Origin of the sequence: Bacillus cereus G9842 (assembly GCF_000021305.1) — a bacterium.
GTDB classification, from domain to species: Bacteria; Bacillota; Bacilli; order Bacillales; family Bacillaceae_G; genus Bacillus_A; species Bacillus_A thuringiensis_S.
Window position 1 is genome coordinate 739446 of sequence record NC_011772.1, and the last position, 18974, is coordinate 758419.

Genomic DNA, 18974 nt, shown 5'->3' on the forward strand with positions numbered 1-18974 from the left:
GTTTAAATAGATGGATATTTTCTTATTTTCAGTAATTTACCCCTTTACAAGTGAAATATAGAGGAGTATATTTACTCTCATAAATCATTCATAAAATTTCCAAAAAAACCTAAAATCGCTGAGTTCCAGAAATGGAGCGGGGGAACCAATTTTGTGCATCGTCACTTGGGGTGAATCTTTCAGTTTTGAAAGTAGGGCTACTCTTTAGGCCCGAATCCGACAGCTAACCTCGTAAGCGTTTAGAGAGGAGGTTTACTTTTTGTTGTTCATTTTTTGAACACTGAGTAGAGCTCAGTGTTCTTTTTTAATATTTAAATGGTAAATTTTAACAAAATGAAGAGAGGGATAGTTATGTTAGATGTTGTAATGGTCGGGATTTTTATTTTATTAGTTGCATCGATGGCAAGTCTTGCAAGTTGGTCAGATAAAGTTGTGAAAGAAGGAAAGCAATCATGATGATTGTCTTATCGGTTATAGTCGCAGCAATTACAGTGTATTTAGTGTATGCATTATTAAATCCAGAGAAGTTTTAATTAGGGGGAATCATTCATTATGATTTGGGTTGCAGTCATTATTACAATGCTCTTGTTTATTTTAGTAGCAAAGCCAACGGGGATTTATTTAGAGAAAGCTTTTCAAGGTAGCAAAACGCTAGATAAAGTATTCGGGCCTTTTGAAAAACTTATTTTTAAAATTACAGGTGTAAAAGCATACAATCAAACGTGGAAACAGTACGCATTATCATTAGTTTTACTCAATGGATTTATGATTGTTGTCGTATATTTCATTTTCAGATTACAAGGTGTGTTGCCGCTAAATCCAGCACATATTGAAGGAATGGAGCCTACGCTCGCTTTTAATACAGCAATTAGTTTTATGGCTGATACAAACTTACAGCATTATAGCGGTGAAAATGGTTTATCTTATTTATCACAATTAATCGGAATTACATTTTTAATGTTTGCAGCACCGGCAACGACATTAGCACTCGTTATGGCATTTATAAGAGGACTTGCTGGAAAAGAACTTGGTAACTTTTTCGTTGATTTTACGAGAGCGTTAACGAGAGTGTTTCTTCCTATCGCATTTATTGCGGCACTAGTTTTTGTCGCACTTGGCGTACCACAAACGTTAGATGGGGCGGTTACAGCACAAACGATTGAAGGTGCAAAGCAAAGTATTTTACGCGGACCTGTTGCATCATTCGTTTCCATTAAGGAACTTGGAAATAACGGCGGTGGATTTTTCGGAGCAAACTCTACGCATCCTTTCGAAAATCCAGGACAAATGAGTAATATTTTGCAAATGATGCTTATGATGTTATTACCAACAGCACTTCCATTTACGTACGGACGAATGGTCGGAAATAAAAAACAAGGCCGCATCCTTTTCGTGTCACTATTTATGGTATTTTTACTAGGGTTTATAACGATTACGACATCTGAACTAAACGGGAACCCGGCATTAAATGGAATGGGTATCGAACATGTACAAGGAAGTACAGAAGGGAAAGAAGTACGATTTGGAACAGTATTTTCTTCACTATACGCAACAGTAACGACAGCTGCTGAAACAGGCGCTGTTAATACGATGCATGATACGTTAACACCAATTGGTGGTCTAGTTCCCCTCGTAAATATGATGTTAAATACAGTGTATGGCGGAGTTGGAGCAGGCTTTGTAAACATTATTATGTATGCAATTATCGCGGTGTTTATATCTGGGTTAATGGTTGGACGGACACCAGAGTTTTTAGGTAAAAAGATTGAAGGTAAGGAAATGAAATTAATCGCAGTCACGATTTTATTTCATCCATTGCTCATTTTAGGATTTTCGGCATTAGCTCTTTCAACAAATTTAGGAACGGATGCTATTTCTCATTCCGGTTTCCACGGTTTAACACAAGTTGTATATGAATATACATCGTCAGCTGCGAATAACGGATCTGGATTTGAAGGATTAGGAGATAATACACCGTTTTGGAATATTACGACTGGTTTAGTTATGTTTTTAGGACGCTACTTCAGTTTAATTACGATGCTAGCTGTGGCAGCTTCGTTGAAAGAAAAAACGGTAGTGCCAGAAACAGTTGGAACGTTCCGTACAGATAATAGTTTATTTGGTGGCATCTTCATCGGAACAATTGTAATTGTCGGTGCATTAACATTTTTCCCGATGTTAGTACTCGGACCAATTGCAGAATTTCTTACATTGAAGTAATGGAGGGTAAATGATGAGACCGGTAGTAGTAAAAGAAAAACAATTAAATAAGTCACAAATACATGCTGTAGAAGATGAAGTTAGACAAGCGAAAACGATGGATCGTGATATCGTAACACATGCGATGAAACAATCCGTTGCGAAATTGAATCCGAAAGTCATGATAAAGAATCCGATTATGTTCGTTGTGGAAATTGGGTTTATCATTACGTTCATTTTATCTTTTCTTCCAAGCAGTTCTAGTAGTATACCAGGATGGTTTAATATAACAGTTTCTCTTATTCTATTATTTACAGTTTTATTTGCGAATTTTGCAGAAGCATTAGCAGAGGGTCGTGGTAAAGCGCAAGCCGATTCTTTAAAGCAGTCGAAGAAAGATGTGTTTGCAAATGTTGTAAAAGAAAATGGAGACATTGTCCAAGTTTCAGCAACTGATCTTAGAAAAGGTGATGTTGTTATCGTAAAACAAGGAGAAATGATTCCGAATGATGGTGAAGTAATCAAAGGATTAGCGTCTGTAGATGAATCTGCAATTACAGGAGAATCAGCTCCTGTAATAAAAGAAGCGGGTGGTGATTTTTGTTCCGTAACAGGTGGAACGATGGTGGTAAGTGATGAAATTACAATTGTTATTACGAGTAATCCTGGTGAATCATTTATCGACAAAATGATTTCTTTAGTAGAAGGAGCTGCTCGTCAAAAAACGCCGAATGAGATTGCTTTAAATACAGTATTAACGAGCTTAACTCTTATCTTCTTGATCGTCGTTGTGACGTTGCCGATTTTTACAAATTATTTAGGTTTTCAAATTGATACAGCTGTACTCGTAGCATTGTTAGTATGTTTAATTCCAACGACAATTGGTGGTTTGCTATCAGCGATTGGTATCGCTGGGATGGACCGGGTGACAAAATTTAACGTGTTAGCGATGTCAGGGAAAGCAGTAGAAGCTGCGGGCGATATTAATACAATTATTTTAGATAAAACGGGTACAATTACTTTTGGAAACCGGATGGCTCATACATTATTGCCTGTAGGAAATGAAACGATTGAGCAAGTTGGAAAGTGGGCCGCTATTAGTTCTGTTTTAGATGAAACACCAGAAGGTCGATCTGTTATCGAGTATGTGCAGGGAAAATCTATATCATATAATAGAGAACTTGCAGAACAAGGTGAGTTTGTTCCGTTTAAAGCAGAAACGAGAATGAGTGGTGTTGATTTACAAGACGGAACGAAAGTGAGAAAAGGTGCTGTAGGTGCCGTTATTGAATGGGTTGAGTCACAAGGCGGAACAATTCCGAAAGATGTAAATCAAAAAGCAGACTTAATTTCAAAAGAGGGCGGAACACCACTTGTAGTTGCAGTAGATAATCGTATTTACGGTTTAATTTATTTAAAGGATACAGTAAAACCGGGTATGCGTGAGCGTTTTGAACAGTTACGCCAAATGGGGATTAAAACGGTTATGTGTACAGGTGATAATCCGTTAACAGCAGCAACCATTGCAAAAGAAGCAGGGGTAGATGAGTTTGTTGCTGAGTGTAAGCCAGAAGATAAAATTGCGGTTATTAAAGCAGAGCAAGATAAAGGGAAACTTGTAGCGATGACAGGTGATGGTACAAATGATGCTCCGGCATTAGCACAGGCTGACGTTGGATTAGCGATGAATAGTGGTACGACAGCAGCGAAAGAAGCGGCGAACATGATTGATTTAGACTCGAATCCGACGAAAATTATTGAGGTTGTAGGAATTGGTAAGCAATTGTTAATGACCCGAGGTGCGTTAACGACGTTTAGTATTGCGAATGATATAGCGAAATATTTTGCGATTATTCCAGCGATGTTTACACTTGCGATTCCGCAAATGGAAGCATTGAACATTATGAAATTAACATCACCACTGTCAGCGATTTTATCAGCATTAATATTTAACGCTGTTATTATTCCATTACTCATTCCGTTAGCGATGAAAGGTATTGCATATAAACCGATGAGTTCTAATGCATTGCTTAGCCGAAACTTACTTATTTATGGGCTTGGCGGAGTTATTGTACCATTCATTGGAATTAAAGTAATTGATATAATTGTCGGCTTGTTCATATAAGGAAGAGGGGAAAAAGATGGAAAAGAAACAAAGTATACTATCACCAATTATCCGTATTACTTTTACATTTCTAGTGTTGTGTGGACTTGTATACCCACTTATTGTTACTGGTATTGCACAAGCAGTGATGAAGGATAATGCGGATGGAAGTCTAATATATAATGATAAAAATGAAGTGATTGGTTCTAAATTAATTGGTCAAAACTTCACGGATCCACGTTATTTTCAAGGGCGTGTTTCTAGTATTGAATATAAGGCTGAAGCATCTGGTTCAAATAACTATGCACCATCTAATCCAGATTTAGAGAAACGAGTAGAGAAAAGTATTGAAGAGTGGAAGAAACAAAATCGGGCTGTTCCGGTAACAGAAGTGCCGATTGATCTAGTGACGAATTCAGGTTCAGGGCTAGATCCTGATATTAGTCCGCAGGCAGCTTCTGTGCAGGTGGATCGTATCTCTAAATTAACGAATATTACGAAAGAAACGCTAAATCAGTTGATTAAAGATCAAACAGAAGGTGCTGCACTTGGCTTATTTGGAGAGAACCGCGTAAACGTTTTAAAGTTAAATTTAGAATTGCAGAAACTACTGAAATAGAAACAACGCTACCTCAATCTAACGGATTGAGGTAGCGTTGTTTCGAAAGAAAGGTTGTGAGTGTTTTGTATGCGGATGACTATAAACCAACTTTTCAAAGGCGAACACCAGAAGAGTATTTAGAATATATTCGTCAGCAAAACCGCGGGAAGTTAAAGTTATATGTAGGAGCGGCTCCAGGAGTAGGAAAAAGTTATAAAATGCTCTTTGATGCAAGAGAAATGAAAAAGGATGGTACGGATATTGTAATTGGTTTAATTGAAACGCACGGTAGAAAAGAGACGGAAGAAGCAATTGCTGATTTAGAAAAAGTTCCTTTAAAAGAAATAGAGTATAAAGGGAAAGTATTTTATGAACTCGATGTGGAAGGAATTATAAAACGTGCACCGCAAGTCGTTGTTGTGGATGAACTTGCGCATAGCAATATTCCTGGATCTAAAAATAAGAAACGTTATATGGATGTACAGGAATTGCTAGATGCCGGTATATCCGTCTTATCAGCTTTTAATATTCAACATTTAGAAAGTGTTCATGACATTGTTGCTCAAATTACGAATGTTAAAGTGCGAGAACGTATTCCAGATTTTATTTTACAAAAAGCAAATGAAATTCAGCTCGTTGATGCAACGCCGGAAGTATTAAGGAAGAGGTTAATAGATGGAAAGATATATAAGGAAGAAAAAATAGAGCAAAGCTTACAAAATTTCTTTACGCTTAATAATTTAGGGGCACTAAGAGAATTATCACTTCGGGAAGTGGCAGATGATATGGACGAGAAAATTAGCCAAACAGTAATAGAACCGATTGGTGTAAAAGAAAAAATTCTTGTTTGTGTACAATACAGTTCGACAGCGGAGAAATTAATACGACGGGGATGGCGCATGGCTGATCGGTTAAATGCTGAATTGTACGTATTAAACGTTGAGAGGGAAAATATAGATTCTATTTCAGCTGGGAAAAAGCAGACGATTGAAGAGTGGAAGTCGTTAACGAATCAATTTGATGCGAGTTTTGTTTTAGAAGAGGCAAAAGGAAGAAAGCCAGCGGATGTTATTATTGAAGTTGCGAAAAGACTACAAGTAACGCAAATTTTACTCGGACAATCAGCAAGAACAAGGTGGGAAGAAATTCGAAAAGGTTCAATTGTAAATGAAATTATGAGAGAAACGAAGTATATTGATATTCATATCGTTGCAGATCAAAGAGTTTAGAATAGAGACCATCTATAGGTCTCTATTTTGCTTTTTGTACAGCCTGAAAACGTAGCATTTTCATTGCGCATAAAATGATAAATAGAAATGTAATTGCACCTAGGAAGAAAATCCAAAAGTAATTTTGATTAAATACAAGAAATCCACCTACAAGTGGCCCTGTGCCCATACCGAGATAGCGTATGAAGTTATACATACCGATGGCTGTTGCGCGTTCTTGTACGAATTCCTCCGTTAATAAAGTAGTGTGAGTTGGCATAGAAAGTCCCATACTAAAACCGTATAAAGATGTAACGATAATGATGAATGAGATATTGATGCTATATGTGAAAGAGAATAAAGTGACACATATAATATTGAAGAAACTAGTGATGAATAAAGCTTGCTTTGTTGTGAGGCGTTTTTGCAAAAGCTTGTAGCAATAACTTCCTAGCATGATAGAAAGAGACATTGGTACAAACATAAGACCAATTGCATTTGCAGCTAAATGAAATGAATTTGCTAAAATGCTCGGTAAAAAAACGAGAAAGCAAAAGTAAATACAAAATTGAATGAAGCCAATAAGAGTAATAGAAAATCCAGTTTTATTTTTTAAGATAAGAGAGTAATTCTTTTGTTCTTTAGACCGCTTAATTACATTTGGCTTTGTTTCTGGAAGTAGTGAAATGTTTATAATTAATAAGATAATGCCAAGTGTAGATAAAAAGAGAAATACAGATAAGTGACCATGTATACTGCCAAGATAACCACCTATGAGTGGAGCCATTGCAGGTGCGAGAGCAAGTAACATTTGATACAGGCTCATCGCTTCTCCGCGTTCTTTTCCTTCAAATAAATCGCCGATAATCGTTGCTGAAACTACAGGTATAGCCGCTATTCCTATAGCTTGAACAGCTCTAAAAAAGAGAAATAAATAAATGTTTGCCGAAAAAGCACATCCGATTGAACCAATTGTACTAATGACTAAACTAGGGATAAGGACAGATTTTCTCCCTTTTGTATCAATTAAAGGTCCATATACGAGCTGCATAATTGCAAGAACGAATGTGAAAAGTGAAACTGTTACATTTACAAGATAAAGAGAAGTGTGAAAAGAATTTTGAATCATCGGTAAGATAGGTGTGTAAATATTTTGAGCGAAGGAACCGAGTAAGGCACTAATACAGACAACATATAAAATGAAAGTTAGTTTAGATTTTTTCATCTTGTTAACCTCCTTGTATTTTAGTTTCCTTGGAAACTAAATTTATTTTAACATGATTTTCTCACTTGTAAAGATGAAAAAATAATTTTAAAATGGTATATAGTTAAATTGTTTCTTTGGAAACTTAGGAGGCGAACGGATTGAAGCATACAACGAAGCAAATGGAAATACTGTCGGACATTCGTACACTTTTGCATAAAAAAGAAGAACATTTAAAACGACAAAACGAGAAGTTTTTTTATGAGACAGGTGTAAGTAGTATGTCTTTATCTGAGTTACATGTAATCGAATGTATCGGAAAAAATGGTTTGATGAATGTAACGGCAATCACGATAGAAATGGGCATGACGAAGGGAGCGATCTCTAAAATTTGTACAAAGTTGTTTCAAAAGCAATTCGTTGAGAAGATGCAAATGTTAGATAATCAAAAAGAAATCTTCTTCCGCTTAACGGAAAGTGGGAATGAAATATATATAGCTCATGAAAAATTGCATAAGCAAGCTGAAGAAAAGTGGCTGTTACTTTTAGATGGTTATACGAAAGCAGAGCAAGACTTTATTCAAAGGTTTATAAAGGATGTCTCAGATCATTTGGAAATATAATTGGAAGAAAAAACTCCTTTTTCTCAAGTCTTTTGAATATAATTTCTGAAAGAACTCATATATAATAGAAAAAGATACTTAACATGGTGAATAATTAAAGAGTCAATATATATAGAGGAGAGAGTAACATGCTTGAAAATACGGGGTTAGTATTAGAAGGCGGCGGTATGCGTGGTGTATATACGGGCGGGATATTAGAATATTTTATGGAACAAGATTTATATTTTCCATATGTAATCGGTGTATCAGCTGGTGCTTGTCATGCAGCGTCGTATCTTTCCAGACAAAGAAATAGAAATAAAACAGTAAATATTGATTATGCATCACACCCGCAATATTTATCGTATAAAAACTTATGGAGAAAACGCCAATTATTTGATATGGAGTTCATTTTTCATGAGATTCCAGAAAAGCATGTACCGTTTGATTTTGAAACATACTTTAATAGTCCAGAGCGTTTCCTTGTAGGCACAACAGATTGTGAAACAGGACAGTCTGTTTATTTTGAAAAAGAGGGGACAAATGATGATGCACTAAATTTATTACAAGCATCTAGTTCATTACCTTTCATTGCACCTGTAGTAAATTACCGTGGTAAGCAGTTATTAGATGGAGGAATTTCTGATCCGATTCCAGTTCGTAAAGCGCAAGAAGATGGATTTAAAAAATTAGTCGTTATTTTAACGAGAAATCACGGTTACGCGAAGAAAAAATCAAAGTTTGGATGGATTGCAGCGAAAGCGTATAAAAAATATCCGAACCTTGTTAACACGATGCTGAATCGTTATGAAGTGTATAATGAAACGCTTCACTACATTGAAAAAGAAGAGCAAGCGGGTAATTTATTTGTTATTCGCCCAGAAGTGCCGCTTCAAGTAGATCGTATGGAAAAAGATACAGCAAAACTACAAAATTTATACGAGCAAGGCTATGAAGATGCAAAGAGACAGTTTGCAGATTTACAGTCGTTTTTACAAAAATAATGATTAGGCTGCGGAGAAGAATTTCTCTGCAGTCTTTTTATTATTGGTTTCAATACCGAATGTTGGTTATACACGTTTTTAGATTATGGTATAATATGGATAAAAGTATGTGAAGAGGTGATACATATGGAAAATGTATATAAAGGACTTAGACATACTGGATTTATTATGATGTTTATTTTTGGTAGCGTATTTTTACTTCGCTGGTTTATTCATGATGAAATGTTATTAGATCAACTTATTAGTTTTAGTGTGGGCATAGTAATGGTTATTTCATCAGTTTTCATTCAAAAGTATAGTAAAGAATTACAGGTAGAAGAGAAATATTAAAAGGTTATAAGCTCCTTCATATTTTGGAGGGACCGTTATAGTTTGAATGATTGTTATAAAAGAAAAGTAGAGCATCGGATTTCGATGCTCTACTTTTTTAATGTGGTAAGAATATTAATTGATAAGCAAACAAAATTCCAAATACATATACAAGTGGGTGAACAGCACGGAATTTACCTTTTGCCACTTTCATAAGTGGGTATGAAATAAATCCAAGAGCGATACCTGTTGCGATACTTGATGTAAGTGGCATGCTTAAGATTACTAAGAATGCTGGGAATGCTTCATCAAATGCGTCCCAATCGATGTGGCGAACTGATCCCATCATAAGACTACCAACGATAATTAATGATGGTGCAGTAATAGCTGATACACCAGAAACGGCACTTACTAATGGTCCGAAGAATGCTGCTAGTGCGAATAAAACAGCTACTGTAACAGTTGTTAAACCAGTACGACCACCAGCTGCAACACCAGCAGATGATTCAATGTAAGCTGTTGATGGTGTTGTTCCGAACATAGAACCGATTGTTGCTGAGAATGAGTCAGATAGAAGAGCTCGTTCTGCTTTTGGAAGCTTTCCGTCTTTCATAAATCCACCTTGTTGTGCAACGCCAAGTAATGTACCTGTTGTATCAAATAATGTAACAAGGAAGAATGAGAATACAACGCCGTATAATCCGTAGTTAATTACGTCAGATACAGCAGTAATTGGATTTGAAACGATAATTCCTTCTGGTAATCCAGGCATTGATGTAACACCGTTTGAGAATGTTAATTGTCCTGTGAAGAAAGCGATAATACCAGTTAATAGCATACCGATAAATAGTGCGCCATTTACATTTAAAGACATAAGGATAATAGTAATTCCAAGTCCAGCTAATGCTAGTAGAACTGGAGCAGAGTGAAGATCACCAAGTCCAACTAAGTTTGCATCATTTTTTGTAACGATACCTGTTAAACGTAAACCGATAAAGGCGATAAATAGCCCGATACCAGCAGTAATTGCATGTTTTAAGTTTTCAGGAATTGCTTCCATTAATTTTGTACGGAAAGATGTAAATGATAGCAAAATTAAAATCATACCTGCTACGAATACAGCAGAGAATGCAATTGCGAAAGTCATGCCTTCATGCGCTTTTACAACAGAGTAAGAGAAGTAAGCATTTAATCCCATACCTGGTGCAATTGCGATTGGTAAGTTTGTAAAGATCGCCATAAATAATGTTCCGACAACAGCAGCGATAATTGTTGCTGTAAATGCTTGTTCAAATGGAACACCTGCATCCCCAAGGATGACAGGGTTTACGACAATGATATATGCCATTGTTAAGAAGGTAATAATACCTGCCATAATTTCAGTTTTAATAGAAGTTTTATGTTTTGAAAGGTTAAACATATAAACATCCTTTCTGTTTACGAATAATTTTCACAACAGTTATATATAATATTCGTTTTTTAACTATTTTGCAATAGTTTTGTATAAAAAGTTTACAACAATTCATATTTTGTGTCTTAAATTCGAATATTAATCGTAACTTGATGTGTGAATTTCAGTTTTTATTATGCACATTATAAGGAAAAGGAGTTGAAAGAAGCTATGCCACAGCAAAAAAACTTTGTAACAATGCCAGCGCAACATCAAAATAAACAGCCTGGTATTGAATCATTAATGAATCCACTTCCGCAGTTTGAAGATTCAAATTATAAAGGTAGCGAAAAGTTAAAAGGAAAGAATGTATTAATTACAGGGGGAGATAGTGGGATTGGACGAGCTGTTTCCATCGCTTTTGCGAAAGAGGGAGCAAATATTGCGATTGCTTATTTAGATGAGGAAGAAGATGCAAATGAGACGAAACAACGTGTTGAAAAAGAAGGAGTAAAGTGTGTATTGTTGCCGGGTGATTTAAGTGATGAACAGCATTGTAAAGATGTTGTTCAAGAGACCGTCCAGCAGCTAGGTAGTTTACAGGTTTTAGTAAATAATGTCGCGCAGCAATATCCGCAGCAAGGACTAGAGTATATTACAGCAGAACAGCTAGAAAAGACTTTTCGTATTAATATTTTTTCTTATTTTCACGTTACGAAAGCAGTACTTTCTCATTTAAAACAAGGAGATGTCATTATAAATACGGCATCTATCGTTGCATATGAAGGAAATGAAACGTTAATTGATTATTCCGCAACAAAAGGAGCTATTGTTGCTTTTACAAGATCACTTTCTCAATCATTAGTACAAAAAGGAATTCGTGTAAATGGTGTTGCGCCGGGACCGATTTGGACACCGCTTATTCCATCGAGCTTTGATGAGAAGAAAGTCTCTCAGTTTGGGAGCAATGTCCCGATGCAAAGGCCTGGTCAACCATATGAGTTAGCGCCGGCATATGTATATTTAGCGTCTGGTGATTCTTCTTATGTTACGGGACAAATGATACATGTAAATGGGGGCGTTATTGTAAATGGATAGTTTTCATTTATAAGAGCAAAGTAAAGCTAATTACAATTATTATGGTGAGCGCTAGGGGGGATATAGGTGAAAAGGGTATGTTTCGTTTTACTATTATTTTTCTTCCTACCGGTTAGTGCTTTTGCTGATACAGATCATTTAATATTAGTGAATCTTACCACAAACCAGTTGTCTTTTTTTGAGAATGGAAATTACACAAAAACATTTCCAGTAACGACTGGAAGAGATCGTACACCTACGCCTGAAGGTAATTTTTGTATTATAACTAAATTTAAAAATAAAGAATACCATCGAAAAAAAATAGCTGGGGGTGCACCGAATAACCCTCTTGGTACGAGATGGCTTGGGCTAGATAAGAATGAATATGCGATTCACGGGACAAATCGGGAATGGACGATTGGAAGTAGGGAATCAAATGGCTGTATTCGCATGCATGACAGGGATATACAATGGTTATATGACCGAGTACAATTACAAACAAAAGTAATCATTTCTCGTTTTCATACGAGCCCCGAATATGAAGCGAATAAGCTTGGTTATCGCGTTGTGAGCTGGAATGGACGAAAAATAGAAGAAGAACAAATTGGAGTACTTACGTTAGTAGACCGCGCAGATATATATTGGCAAGAACCAAATGGACAGTTAACGAAAGTGAAAACGGTATTGCCGAACGAAAGATATCCAGTGTACTCAAAGCGAAAAGATGGAATATATTATATAGGAAACAATTCGTATATTATAGATGAAACAGGAGAGAAAATTCGTTACGAGCAAATTCCTTCTTCGATCTTAAGTAATATATATAAACGGAAATACAATGTTCCGTAATGGCTACCGTATTACAGACGGTAGCTTATTTATACTTGGAGTTTAACTGCAACTATTGTATTTTGCTGAATATAATACAGTACAGATAGGGGGCGGTTATATTATGAAAAGTGAATTTGCGTTTAAAGTTTTCTTAGTAACGACCTGTTTATTTATCGTGTATTTATATGCGTTTCTCGTCTTTTCTTTTTATGTTCCATATGTTGATTTAATATTATTCTTCGGATTTATTTGGGCGTTTGTGAAAGCGAGGGAAGGAGAGAAGAGTATATATCGGCGCATTACCCTATGCGGGACGGCCGTTCTCGTTATTTTATATTTTTTTATTATGCATGATTTTTGGAGAGGGATGTAAAAAAGCATACGATGAATCGTATGCTTTTTATGTTTAATATTTAGGCTTAAATGTATGACAACAAGTCTCTACACTCGTTGCTACAGAACTTTCTAGCGTCTCGTTTGTTAAAACAGCAGCTGTATATGAATCATTTTCAGTTTGACCAGTTTCATCTGCATCAGGCTGAACGACGATCGCACTTGCTTGACAAAAGTTACCTTGTCCCCAAAAAGAACAGTTGGAAACAGAACATCTTACTTCTGGCATAAAACCCCCTCCTTATACATTAGTGTGGGATTTTACGCCCATTTCATGTGTAGAAGGAGTTTCCTTTTCTCGTTACTTTTTCGTTTGCTCAAGCCATTCTTTTAATTTGTCTTTTGGCTGTTCACCGCTAATACGGCTTACTTCTTTGCCATCTTTAAAATGAATGATTGTTGGTGTACCTTGAATTTTATATTCATCCCAAGGAGCATCTAATTTTTCAATATCCATAACTTTCATATCAACGTTCAAGTCTTTAGCCATCGGCACTACGACAGGAGATAATTTTTGGCAATGAACGCAAGATGTTTGATAAAAGTATACTGTTTCTTCTTTTTTCTCTTTTAAGTTCTTTTGAAGATCTGAAAGAGAGATTTTATTTGTGTAGTAGTCAGAACCGTTTGTCTTACTTTCAGTAGGATTATCAATTTTTTGGCTAGTAGCATTTTTTTCTTCCATTTGTGTTACTGCAAAAATTGCCACGAACAAGGCGATAATAATACCACCAAATATAAGCATTTTTTTCATTCTTTCATCTCCTTATTTGTTTTTGATGACAATAAAGCTACAAACAGCGATTGTAATAAAGCCGATAAGTGCTAAAAACGGGATTGTCACAAAGCCGAACCAGTTTATGTATTCTCCCGTACATGGTACACGTCCACAAGCTGCCCCAGCTGCTGAAAATGCTGCGACTTTTTGAATTGCATAGTGATATAAAGAAATACAAGCGCCAATAGTTGCGATTGGTAAAGAATAACTTGCGATGCGATAGTCTTTCTTTGCTACAGCAATACCAAGCCATAAAACGAATGGATACATAAAAATGCGTTGATACCAACAAAGGACACAAGGCTCAAATTTCATGATTTCGGAAAAGTACAGACTTCCTAGTGTAGCGATAAAAGAAGCTCCCCATGCGGTAAGTAAAGCATATTCTTGCTTTTTTTCTCGTCCCATATTTTATACCTCTCTTATAATAGTTACATACTAAATTATAGTATGAAGTGGTATAGAAAAGAAAGAAAAAATATGTTTATCAATAAAAGTTTTATAAGAGGAAACTTTTATTGGTATTAATATTTTAAAAAAGCGCCATTCTCCTAAAGAGAATAGCGCTATATTTTACATTTGAATTTGCTCTACTTCTTCTACATGCGACTTTTGGGATGCATGGTCAATATATTGAAATAGGAGCTGCAGTTGTTTATCAACTTCTGGTAGTTCTTTGCTGTATTGATAAGCGTGTAAAAAATGCTCAATACGCTTAGAAAATAATTGATCGTTCGTTTGAACCATGAGAACGAGTAATTTATCCCAATTACAGCAATACGTGTAATAGAGAGCTTTATCATAGTCGTTATATGTTTGCACTGTGTACCCTCCTTACCGAGAGTTATATATAGTGTGTGATAAGTAAGGAGAAATACACTTGAAAGAATTTGTTAAGAAAAAAAGAGAATGAAAAGAAAAAACGAGGAATTCCCTCGTTTTTTAAGCTTTTGGCATTGGCGTAGGTGTTGGTTTGCCATAGCCTTCTTTGTATTTATTATCGATATAGTTACGAATTTCAAGCGTTGATTTTCCTTTTTGTTTCATGGAAGCAGATTCAACTGCGATTTCTAGGCAATTGACGCAAGTCGTTGCGTGGGAATCCCAAACAACTTCACCATTCTTTTTAATTTCACGAATAAAGCAGTTTTTATTATTTTTATGTCCTACACTTTCACCGCAACCACAATAGCATGGAATCCAATCTAATAGCTCTGCATTTTGCCCAGCGACGGTGTAAATATCTTTCATTTGTGGATCAAGCTTATCTAGGAAGGTCGGAAGTGTGTCGACTCCTTTTGTTTTCTCTTGAATGTCAGCTTGTTGAGTGTGGGATGCATGGTCATGTTCTTCTTTTTTTGATTCAGAAGATTTTTGGTCATTTGTACCAGTACTTCCGCATCCAGCAAGAATTAAGCTTAGTACTGCAAGTAAAGAAAATACATACTTTTTCATTCGCTTGTCCCCTTTACAAATGTATTAATCAAATTGTATCAGAGATTATGGAGTGTCGGGTGAAGATTTTTTCGACTGATTTTTGAAACGCCATCTTAGCGAATGAAATAGAAATAAAATTGGGATATAAGCGTATACAATATATAAACCCGCTTGAGATAGTACGGTATTTAATGTATTGATACTTTCACGGTTTGTGAAAAGCAGAGAAGCTGAAAATATGATGAAAATAAAAAACGGTAATGTAAATTTAAATGAAATATGAAAGGAACGCTTCATCGTTTGACATGATGACCAAATGGTTAAGCAAAGGTTTGGTAAAATAATTAAAAACCAAACGAAAATAATAATATATTCAAAACGCTGAATAAAAGGAACTTTAATTATTTTTAACATTGTTAAAGTAGGCCAAATAGTACGGTTTAATTGACCCTCACTATAATACATAAAGGATACGATAGCTAAAACTACATAAATTAAGGTGCTAAAAGCAATTCCAGCATGGGCCCATCGTTTTAAAGATTTTCCTTTTTCAATAAAGGGATAAAAGATAAGAATTGTTTCAAACCCCAGAAATTCCAATGCGGAGTGCTTTGCAGATATAAGCATGTCAAAAGGTGAATGCGTAAAAATAGGTAAAATATTACGGAAATGTGCATACTTCATTGGATAAATTAAAAAAAATATCACGAAAATAGGAAGCACAATACCCCAAAAGCATATCCCTGTCACAGAGCGGAAGCCGCCTTTTATAATGTAGTAAGTGACTAATAAAAACATAAGGGTAAGTTTCCATAACTTAATGGTAGGGAAAATCCAAACTTGTATCACTTCCATATATGTACGAAGAACAGTAAGGCAAAATAATAAGCAATAAAGAGTGAAAATTACAGAAAATATAGAGCCAATCCATTTTCCAAAGGTTGTTGTATGAATGCTAATTAAATCTCCGTCTTTTTCAAGCATTTTTAACATACAAACCAGTACAATATGAGTTGCAATTCCCGCAATAATAAGAGAAATCCAGGCATCATAACCAGCGTTTTTTAAAATTACACGTTGATATCCGAGAATTCCTATACCAATCTGGAGAGAATGCAATAAAATAAATGCAAAATATGGAGAGACAGTTTTTGATGTATTCATTGTATTCATTGCTCATTTCACCTCACTATTCACCGATTCCAGATTGTACAATATTAAGATCTAAATTTATATCTACTGCTACATTTTTATACATATTTCGAATTTGTTTTATATTCCATTTTCTCGTATGGCTTCTAATTTCATCTCGTATTCCTAAAGGATCAATTTCCTTTTCTTGAAATTGTTTTATTAAATCTTCGCAGTCTTTTTCAACATTTCGTTCAATTTGTTTTCTTATATAGTTGATATTTGTTTTTTTTCTTAAATCAATCCAATTGGGGGAGTTTTTAATTAATCCATTTAATTTTAAATGGATTTTTACTTTTGGTATGTCGCCAGTTTGATCTATATCATACTTGTTTTCTCCAGCTAAGTTTTGTATAACAACCATACCTTTATGCTTATCTTTTTTTATTGCTGCTTCGTAACGTCCATTTTTCGTAGGATTAATAAGTAATTTTGCTAAAACAGAATGTCTTTTATCTGTATACATGACTACTTTATCGCCTTTTAAAAAGGCAAGTCCTTTGACAGCGATAGAATGATTATCGTCCATTTTAATATAAGGAACATAGGCATCACATACAGAAGAGTAATAATTATATAAAAAAATGTTTAATGTGGTTTGTGGAATGTTCTCATTTCGTATATTTTGCTCGAGTAAATCGGCAATATATAAAGACCCATTTTTTTTTCCGTAATTTAAAAGCTCTTCAGCCGATCCATCTACAATTGCTAGTTGTACATCACGCCCGATATTTGGGTCACGTTGTAAGTTAGTAATAATTTCTCCCATTCCGCGTTCTCCTAGCGTTTTTCCAAATAGGACGACACGCATTTGACCTACAACGACATTGTGAGGAGATTTCGCATTTAATCGTGAAGCGATTGTTTCAAGGGAACGAGCAGATGTTGATTGCGTCTCTGGCTTAGACTTTACACCATGTGTGTATTCAGGGAATAAGATAGTTCCTTGGAATCTTTTGTTTTTTGTGATGTCAAATCCAGCAATATGAATAATACGCTGTGTATCCACTATATAGGTTTGTGTACAGCCAGTTTGTAAAATGAAGAAGATAATGATAAGGTGCAATAAAATTTTTTTCATTCATTCTCACCATCACGTTTTTGCTTCGCTTTGTTTGGATTATAGCGCCATTTTGATTTTGGTCTAAGAAAAGAAGGTCTTTGAGCCGTTTGACTAAATGGTAATCGAAGAAAACCTTCTGCTGTACCTAAACCACGAAATGGATATAAAGGTAATAAATAAGGTGATCCAAGTGATTTTAATTTAATTAAATGAGCTAAAATGAATACAAATCCGACAATAAGGCCTAATCCTCCGAATGCACCGGCTAAAAGAATAAGTGGAAAGCGTAATAACCGGATAGTAGAAGACATCTTTACGGTTGGTGTTGTGAAAGATGCAAGAGCGGATAAAGCGACTGCAATTAATAAAATTGTACTTGTCAAAGCCGCCTCCACGGATGCTTGGCCAATTACAATCCCCCCAACAATCCCAATCGTTTGTCCGACTTTCGTTGGTAAACGTGCTCCTGCTTCACGAAGCAATTCGATTGTAATTTCTAAAAAGAGTGCTTCTAGAATAGGAGGGAAAGGTACGTTAGCTCTCGAGAAAATAATAGGACCTAGTAAATCGGCAGGAATCATTTGATAATGATATGTTAAAGCCGCTGTATAAATAGCGGAGGAAAAAAGAGAAAATATAGCCCCAAAAAAACGAATAATACGAAAGAACGATCCAATCATCCACGGTAAATAATAATCTTCTGGTGAAATGAAAAAATCCAGTAACGTTGTTGGTCCTGATAAAGCATATGGAGAGCCATCTGTTAAAATCAAAACTTCCCCGTTAATTAACGCAAATACAGCTCGATCTAATCGTTCTGTAGGTAATAGAACAGGAAAAGGTGAATTGCTATTATCACTAATAAATTGCTCAATCATAGTTGAATCAAATGGGACATCAAAGTCAATGTCTTCTAGCCGTTGTATTGCGGTGTTGATAAATTGTTCATTTGTAACTCCTTCTATATAAGCAACTGCTACTTTCGTTTTTGATATAGATCCGACGGTAACTTCTTTAAAAATGAGTTGCTCCGTTACAATATTTCGGCGTAATAAGTGTATATTTGTATCAAGGTTTTCAACAAAACCGATTTTAGGCCCGATTACGCTATACTCATTTTCTGTATCGTTATATAATCGTGTTCCTAAAACAGTACTTTCAGCACGAATTAAAGCATATTGATCGGGATTCGAATTGTTTTTTAAGCGTATTAAAATATATCCACCTAATAATTTCTCACGAATATCATCAATAGAAGGGGAGGTAATAATATCTTCAATAGAGACGATATTACATAAATCAGAGATATTTTGAATTTGTTCCGATTCTTTTTTTAGAGGAGTTAAAATAAATTGTTTAATAATAAGTGCTTCCACGACAGATTTATAATAAAACAAGCATAACGTTTCATCTTCAAGTACGTTATAAGAAACAAAATCGCTTGATTCTTTCATGGTTTGTATAAATTCTGGGATAGAACAAAGTGTTTTTGTATTAGTCTTTTTTGATTTCTTAGATGATAAACCGAACATTTTCTCACCCCTAACTTACATCATTTACTTGTGTTAGTTTTTGGGAAAGAC

Annotated in this window: 22 protein-coding genes and 1 riboswitch; of the genes, 12 read left to right on the top strand and 10 right to left on the bottom strand. The window is 35.3% G+C overall.

The features are described from left to right. Nucleotides 1–106: 106 nt before the first annotated feature. Nucleotides 107–252: riboswitch (cyclic di-AMP (ydaO/yuaA leader) on the top strand. A gap of 99 nt (nucleotides 253–351) precedes the next feature. From BCG9842_RS03705 to kdpDN, 6 genes are read left to right on the top strand one after another with little or no spacing between them, the layout of a single operon-like run. Next, a complete protein-coding gene (locus BCG9842_RS03705; protein ID WP_000887894.1) occupies nucleotides 352–456 on the top strand; it encodes a SipW-dependent-type signal peptide-containing protein in 105 nt (34 codons plus the stop codon). Then, on the top strand, nucleotides 456–533 hold the full coding sequence (kdpF, locus tag BCG9842_RS03710) for a K(+)-transporting ATPase subunit F (RefSeq protein WP_223153441.1): 78 nt from the start codon (nucleotides 456–458) through the stop codon (nucleotides 531–533). Before BCG9842_RS03705 ends, kdpF begins: the two co-directional genes overlap by 1 nt. A gap of 19 nt (nucleotides 534–552) precedes the next feature. Then, nucleotides 553–2220, top strand: a complete 1668-nt coding sequence (kdpA, locus tag BCG9842_RS03715; protein ID WP_000638330.1) for a potassium-transporting ATPase subunit KdpA — start codon at nucleotides 553–555, stop codon at nucleotides 2218–2220. Between the two features lie 13 nt (nucleotides 2221–2233). Then, nucleotides 2234–4324 carry a potassium-transporting ATPase subunit KdpB gene (gene kdpB / locus BCG9842_RS03720; RefSeq protein ID WP_001248006.1) on the top strand — a complete coding sequence of 697 codons (2091 nt, stop codon included), beginning with the start codon at nucleotides 2234–2236 and terminating at the stop codon, nucleotides 4322–4324. 16 nt (nucleotides 4325–4340) lie between these two features. Further along, entirely contained in the window at nucleotides 4341–4922 is a 582-nt protein-coding gene (kdpC, locus tag BCG9842_RS03725) for a K(+)-transporting ATPase subunit C (RefSeq protein WP_000412611.1), read from the top strand. Between the two features lie 56 nt (nucleotides 4923–4978). Then, nucleotides 4979–6133 (top strand): KdpD-like non-kinase potassium sensor, encoded by a 1155-nt coding sequence (gene kdpDN / locus BCG9842_RS03730; RefSeq protein ID WP_074790778.1) that lies wholly within the window; start codon nucleotides 4979–4981, stop codon nucleotides 6131–6133. Nucleotides 6134–6155: 22 nt separating this feature from the next. Here kdpDN and BCG9842_RS03735 read toward each other — a convergent pair whose 3' ends face one another. Then, entirely contained in the window at nucleotides 6156–7337 is a 1182-nt protein-coding gene (locus BCG9842_RS03735) for an MFS transporter (RefSeq protein ID WP_000748724.1), read from the bottom strand. A gap of 140 nt (nucleotides 7338–7477) precedes the next feature. Between BCG9842_RS03735 and BCG9842_RS03740 the strand changes: the two genes are divergently transcribed. The 3 genes from BCG9842_RS03740 to BCG9842_RS03750 all read left to right on the top strand — a co-directional run bounded on the left by BCG9842_RS03740 (nucleotide 7478) and on the right by BCG9842_RS03750 (nucleotide 9252). Next, on the top strand, nucleotides 7478–7939 hold the full coding sequence (locus BCG9842_RS03740) for a MarR family transcriptional regulator (RefSeq protein WP_000683325.1): 462 nt from the start codon (nucleotides 7478–7480) through the stop codon (nucleotides 7937–7939). A gap of 128 nt (nucleotides 7940–8067) precedes the next feature. Further along, nucleotides 8068–8922 carry a patatin-like phospholipase family protein gene (locus tag BCG9842_RS03745; protein ID WP_000892702.1) on the top strand — a complete coding sequence of 285 codons (855 nt, stop codon included), beginning with the start codon at nucleotides 8068–8070 and terminating at the stop codon, nucleotides 8920–8922. A 126-nt stretch (nucleotides 8923–9048) separates the two neighbouring features. Then, complete coding sequence (locus BCG9842_RS03750) at nucleotides 9049–9252, top strand: hypothetical protein (RefSeq protein ID WP_000432808.1); 204 nt, start codon at nucleotides 9049–9051, stop codon at nucleotides 9250–9252. A 97-nt stretch (nucleotides 9253–9349) separates the two neighbouring features. Here the strand turns inward: BCG9842_RS03750 and BCG9842_RS03755 are convergent, their stop codons facing one another. After that, on the bottom strand, nucleotides 9350–10651 hold the full coding sequence (locus BCG9842_RS03755; protein ID WP_000482709.1) for an NCS2 family permease: 1302 nt from the start codon (nucleotides 10649–10651) through the stop codon (nucleotides 9350–9352). 201 nt (nucleotides 10652–10852) lie between these two features. On the opposite strand from BCG9842_RS03755, the gene BCG9842_RS03760 reads away from it, so the two are divergent. From BCG9842_RS03760 to BCG9842_RS03770, 3 genes are all read left to right on the top strand, one after another. Beyond that, entirely contained in the window at nucleotides 10853–11719 is an 867-nt protein-coding gene (locus BCG9842_RS03760; protein ID WP_001136291.1) for an SDR family oxidoreductase, read from the top strand. A 66-nt stretch (nucleotides 11720–11785) separates the two neighbouring features. After that, complete coding sequence (locus tag BCG9842_RS03765; RefSeq protein WP_000831959.1) at nucleotides 11786–12547, top strand: L,D-transpeptidase; 762 nt, start codon at nucleotides 11786–11788, stop codon at nucleotides 12545–12547. 103 nt (nucleotides 12548–12650) lie between these two features. Continuing rightward, complete coding sequence (locus BCG9842_RS03770) at nucleotides 12651–12902, top strand: hypothetical protein (RefSeq protein WP_000834195.1); 252 nt, start codon at nucleotides 12651–12653, stop codon at nucleotides 12900–12902. 33 nt (nucleotides 12903–12935) lie between these two features. Here the strand turns inward: BCG9842_RS03770 and BCG9842_RS03775 are convergent, their stop codons facing one another. The 8 genes from BCG9842_RS03775 to BCG9842_RS03810 form a co-directional block, all read right to left on the bottom strand. After that, nucleotides 12936–13151, bottom strand: coding sequence for a DUF1540 domain-containing protein (locus tag BCG9842_RS03775; RefSeq protein WP_001115488.1), 216 nt, complete (start codon nucleotides 13149–13151; stop codon nucleotides 12936–12938). Between the two features lie 72 nt (nucleotides 13152–13223). Beyond that, complete coding sequence (locus BCG9842_RS03780) at nucleotides 13224–13676, bottom strand: thioredoxin family protein (protein WP_000738451.1); 453 nt, start codon at nucleotides 13674–13676, stop codon at nucleotides 13224–13226. Between the two features lie 12 nt (nucleotides 13677–13688). Further along, nucleotides 13689–14108 (bottom strand): disulfide formation protein C, encoded by a 420-nt coding sequence (locus tag BCG9842_RS03785; protein ID WP_000532265.1) that lies wholly within the window; start codon nucleotides 14106–14108, stop codon nucleotides 13689–13691. Nucleotides 14109–14273: 165 nt separating this feature from the next. Then, complete coding sequence (locus tag BCG9842_RS03790; protein WP_001195459.1) at nucleotides 14274–14522, bottom strand: YhdB family protein; 249 nt, start codon at nucleotides 14520–14522, stop codon at nucleotides 14274–14276. 120 nt (nucleotides 14523–14642) lie between these two features. After that, nucleotides 14643–15155: a PCYCGC domain-containing protein gene (locus tag BCG9842_RS03795; protein ID WP_000761026.1), complete on the bottom strand. Its 513-nt coding sequence runs from the start codon at nucleotides 15153–15155 to the stop codon at nucleotides 14643–14645. A 45-nt stretch (nucleotides 15156–15200) separates the two neighbouring features. Continuing rightward, complete coding sequence (locus BCG9842_RS03800) at nucleotides 15201–16310, bottom strand: GerAB/ArcD/ProY family transporter (RefSeq protein WP_001095145.1); 1110 nt, start codon at nucleotides 16308–16310, stop codon at nucleotides 15201–15203. A 16-nt stretch (nucleotides 16311–16326) separates the two neighbouring features. Next, the gene (locus tag BCG9842_RS03805; protein WP_000722242.1) at nucleotides 16327–17409 is read right to left on the bottom strand and encodes a Ger(x)C family spore germination protein; all 1083 of its coding nucleotides are present in this window, start codon (nucleotides 17407–17409) and stop codon (nucleotides 16327–16329) included. Beyond that, nucleotides 17406–18923 (bottom strand): spore germination protein, encoded by a 1518-nt coding sequence (locus BCG9842_RS03810; RefSeq protein WP_000467500.1) that lies wholly within the window; start codon nucleotides 18921–18923, stop codon nucleotides 17406–17408. The genes BCG9842_RS03805 and BCG9842_RS03810 overlap by 4 nt, the downstream gene beginning before the upstream one ends. Between the last annotated feature and the right edge of the window lie 51 nt (nucleotides 18924–18974).

Coding starts and splice junctions, on each gene's coding strand:
- BCG9842_RS03805 (WP_000722242.1), bottom strand. CDS start 17,409: ATGAAAAAAATTTTATTGCACCTTATCATTATCTTCTTCATTTTACAA.
- BCG9842_RS03795 (WP_000761026.1), bottom strand. CDS start 15,155: ATGAAAAAGTATGTATTTTCTTTACTTGCAGTACTAAGCTTAATTCTT.
- BCG9842_RS03760 (WP_001136291.1), top strand. CDS start 10,853: ATGCCACAGCAAAAAAACTTTGTAACAATGCCAGCGCAACATCAAAAT.
- kdpC (WP_000412611.1), top strand. CDS start 4,341: ATGGAAAAGAAACAAAGTATACTATCACCAATTATCCGTATTACTTTT.
- kdpA (WP_000638330.1), top strand. CDS start 553: ATGATTTGGGTTGCAGTCATTATTACAATGCTCTTGTTTATTTTAGTA.
- BCG9842_RS03755 (WP_000482709.1), bottom strand. CDS start 10,651: ATGTTTAACCTTTCAAAACATAAAACTTCTATTAAAACTGAAATTATG.
- kdpF (WP_223153441.1), top strand. CDS start 456: ATGATTGTCTTATCGGTTATAGTCGCAGCAATTACAGTGTATTTAGTG.
- BCG9842_RS03705 (WP_000887894.1), top strand. CDS start 352: ATGTTAGATGTTGTAATGGTCGGGATTTTTATTTTATTAGTTGCATCG.
- BCG9842_RS03785 (WP_000532265.1), bottom strand. CDS start 14,108: ATGGGACGAGAAAAAAAGCAAGAATATGCTTTACTTACCGCATGGGGA.
- BCG9842_RS03745 (WP_000892702.1), top strand. CDS start 8,068: ATGCTTGAAAATACGGGGTTAGTATTAGAAGGCGGCGGTATGCGTGGT.
- BCG9842_RS03750 (WP_000432808.1), top strand. CDS start 9,049: ATGGAAAATGTATATAAAGGACTTAGACATACTGGATTTATTATGATG.
- BCG9842_RS03780 (WP_000738451.1), bottom strand. CDS start 13,676: ATGAAAAAAATGCTTATATTTGGTGGTATTATTATCGCCTTGTTCGTG.
- BCG9842_RS03810 (WP_000467500.1), bottom strand. CDS start 18,923: ATGTTCGGTTTATCATCTAAGAAATCAAAAAAGACTAATACAAAAACA.
- BCG9842_RS03775 (WP_001115488.1), bottom strand. CDS start 13,151: ATGCCAGAAGTAAGATGTTCTGTTTCCAACTGTTCTTTTTGGGGACAA.
- kdpB (WP_001248006.1), top strand. CDS start 2,234: ATGAGACCGGTAGTAGTAAAAGAAAAACAATTAAATAAGTCACAAATA.
- BCG9842_RS03800 (WP_001095145.1), bottom strand. CDS start 16,310: ATGAATACAATGAATACATCAAAAACTGTCTCTCCATATTTTGCATTT.
- BCG9842_RS03735 (WP_000748724.1), bottom strand. CDS start 7,337: ATGAAAAAATCTAAACTAACTTTCATTTTATATGTTGTCTGTATTAGT.
- BCG9842_RS03770 (WP_000834195.1), top strand. CDS start 12,651: ATGAAAAGTGAATTTGCGTTTAAAGTTTTCTTAGTAACGACCTGTTTA.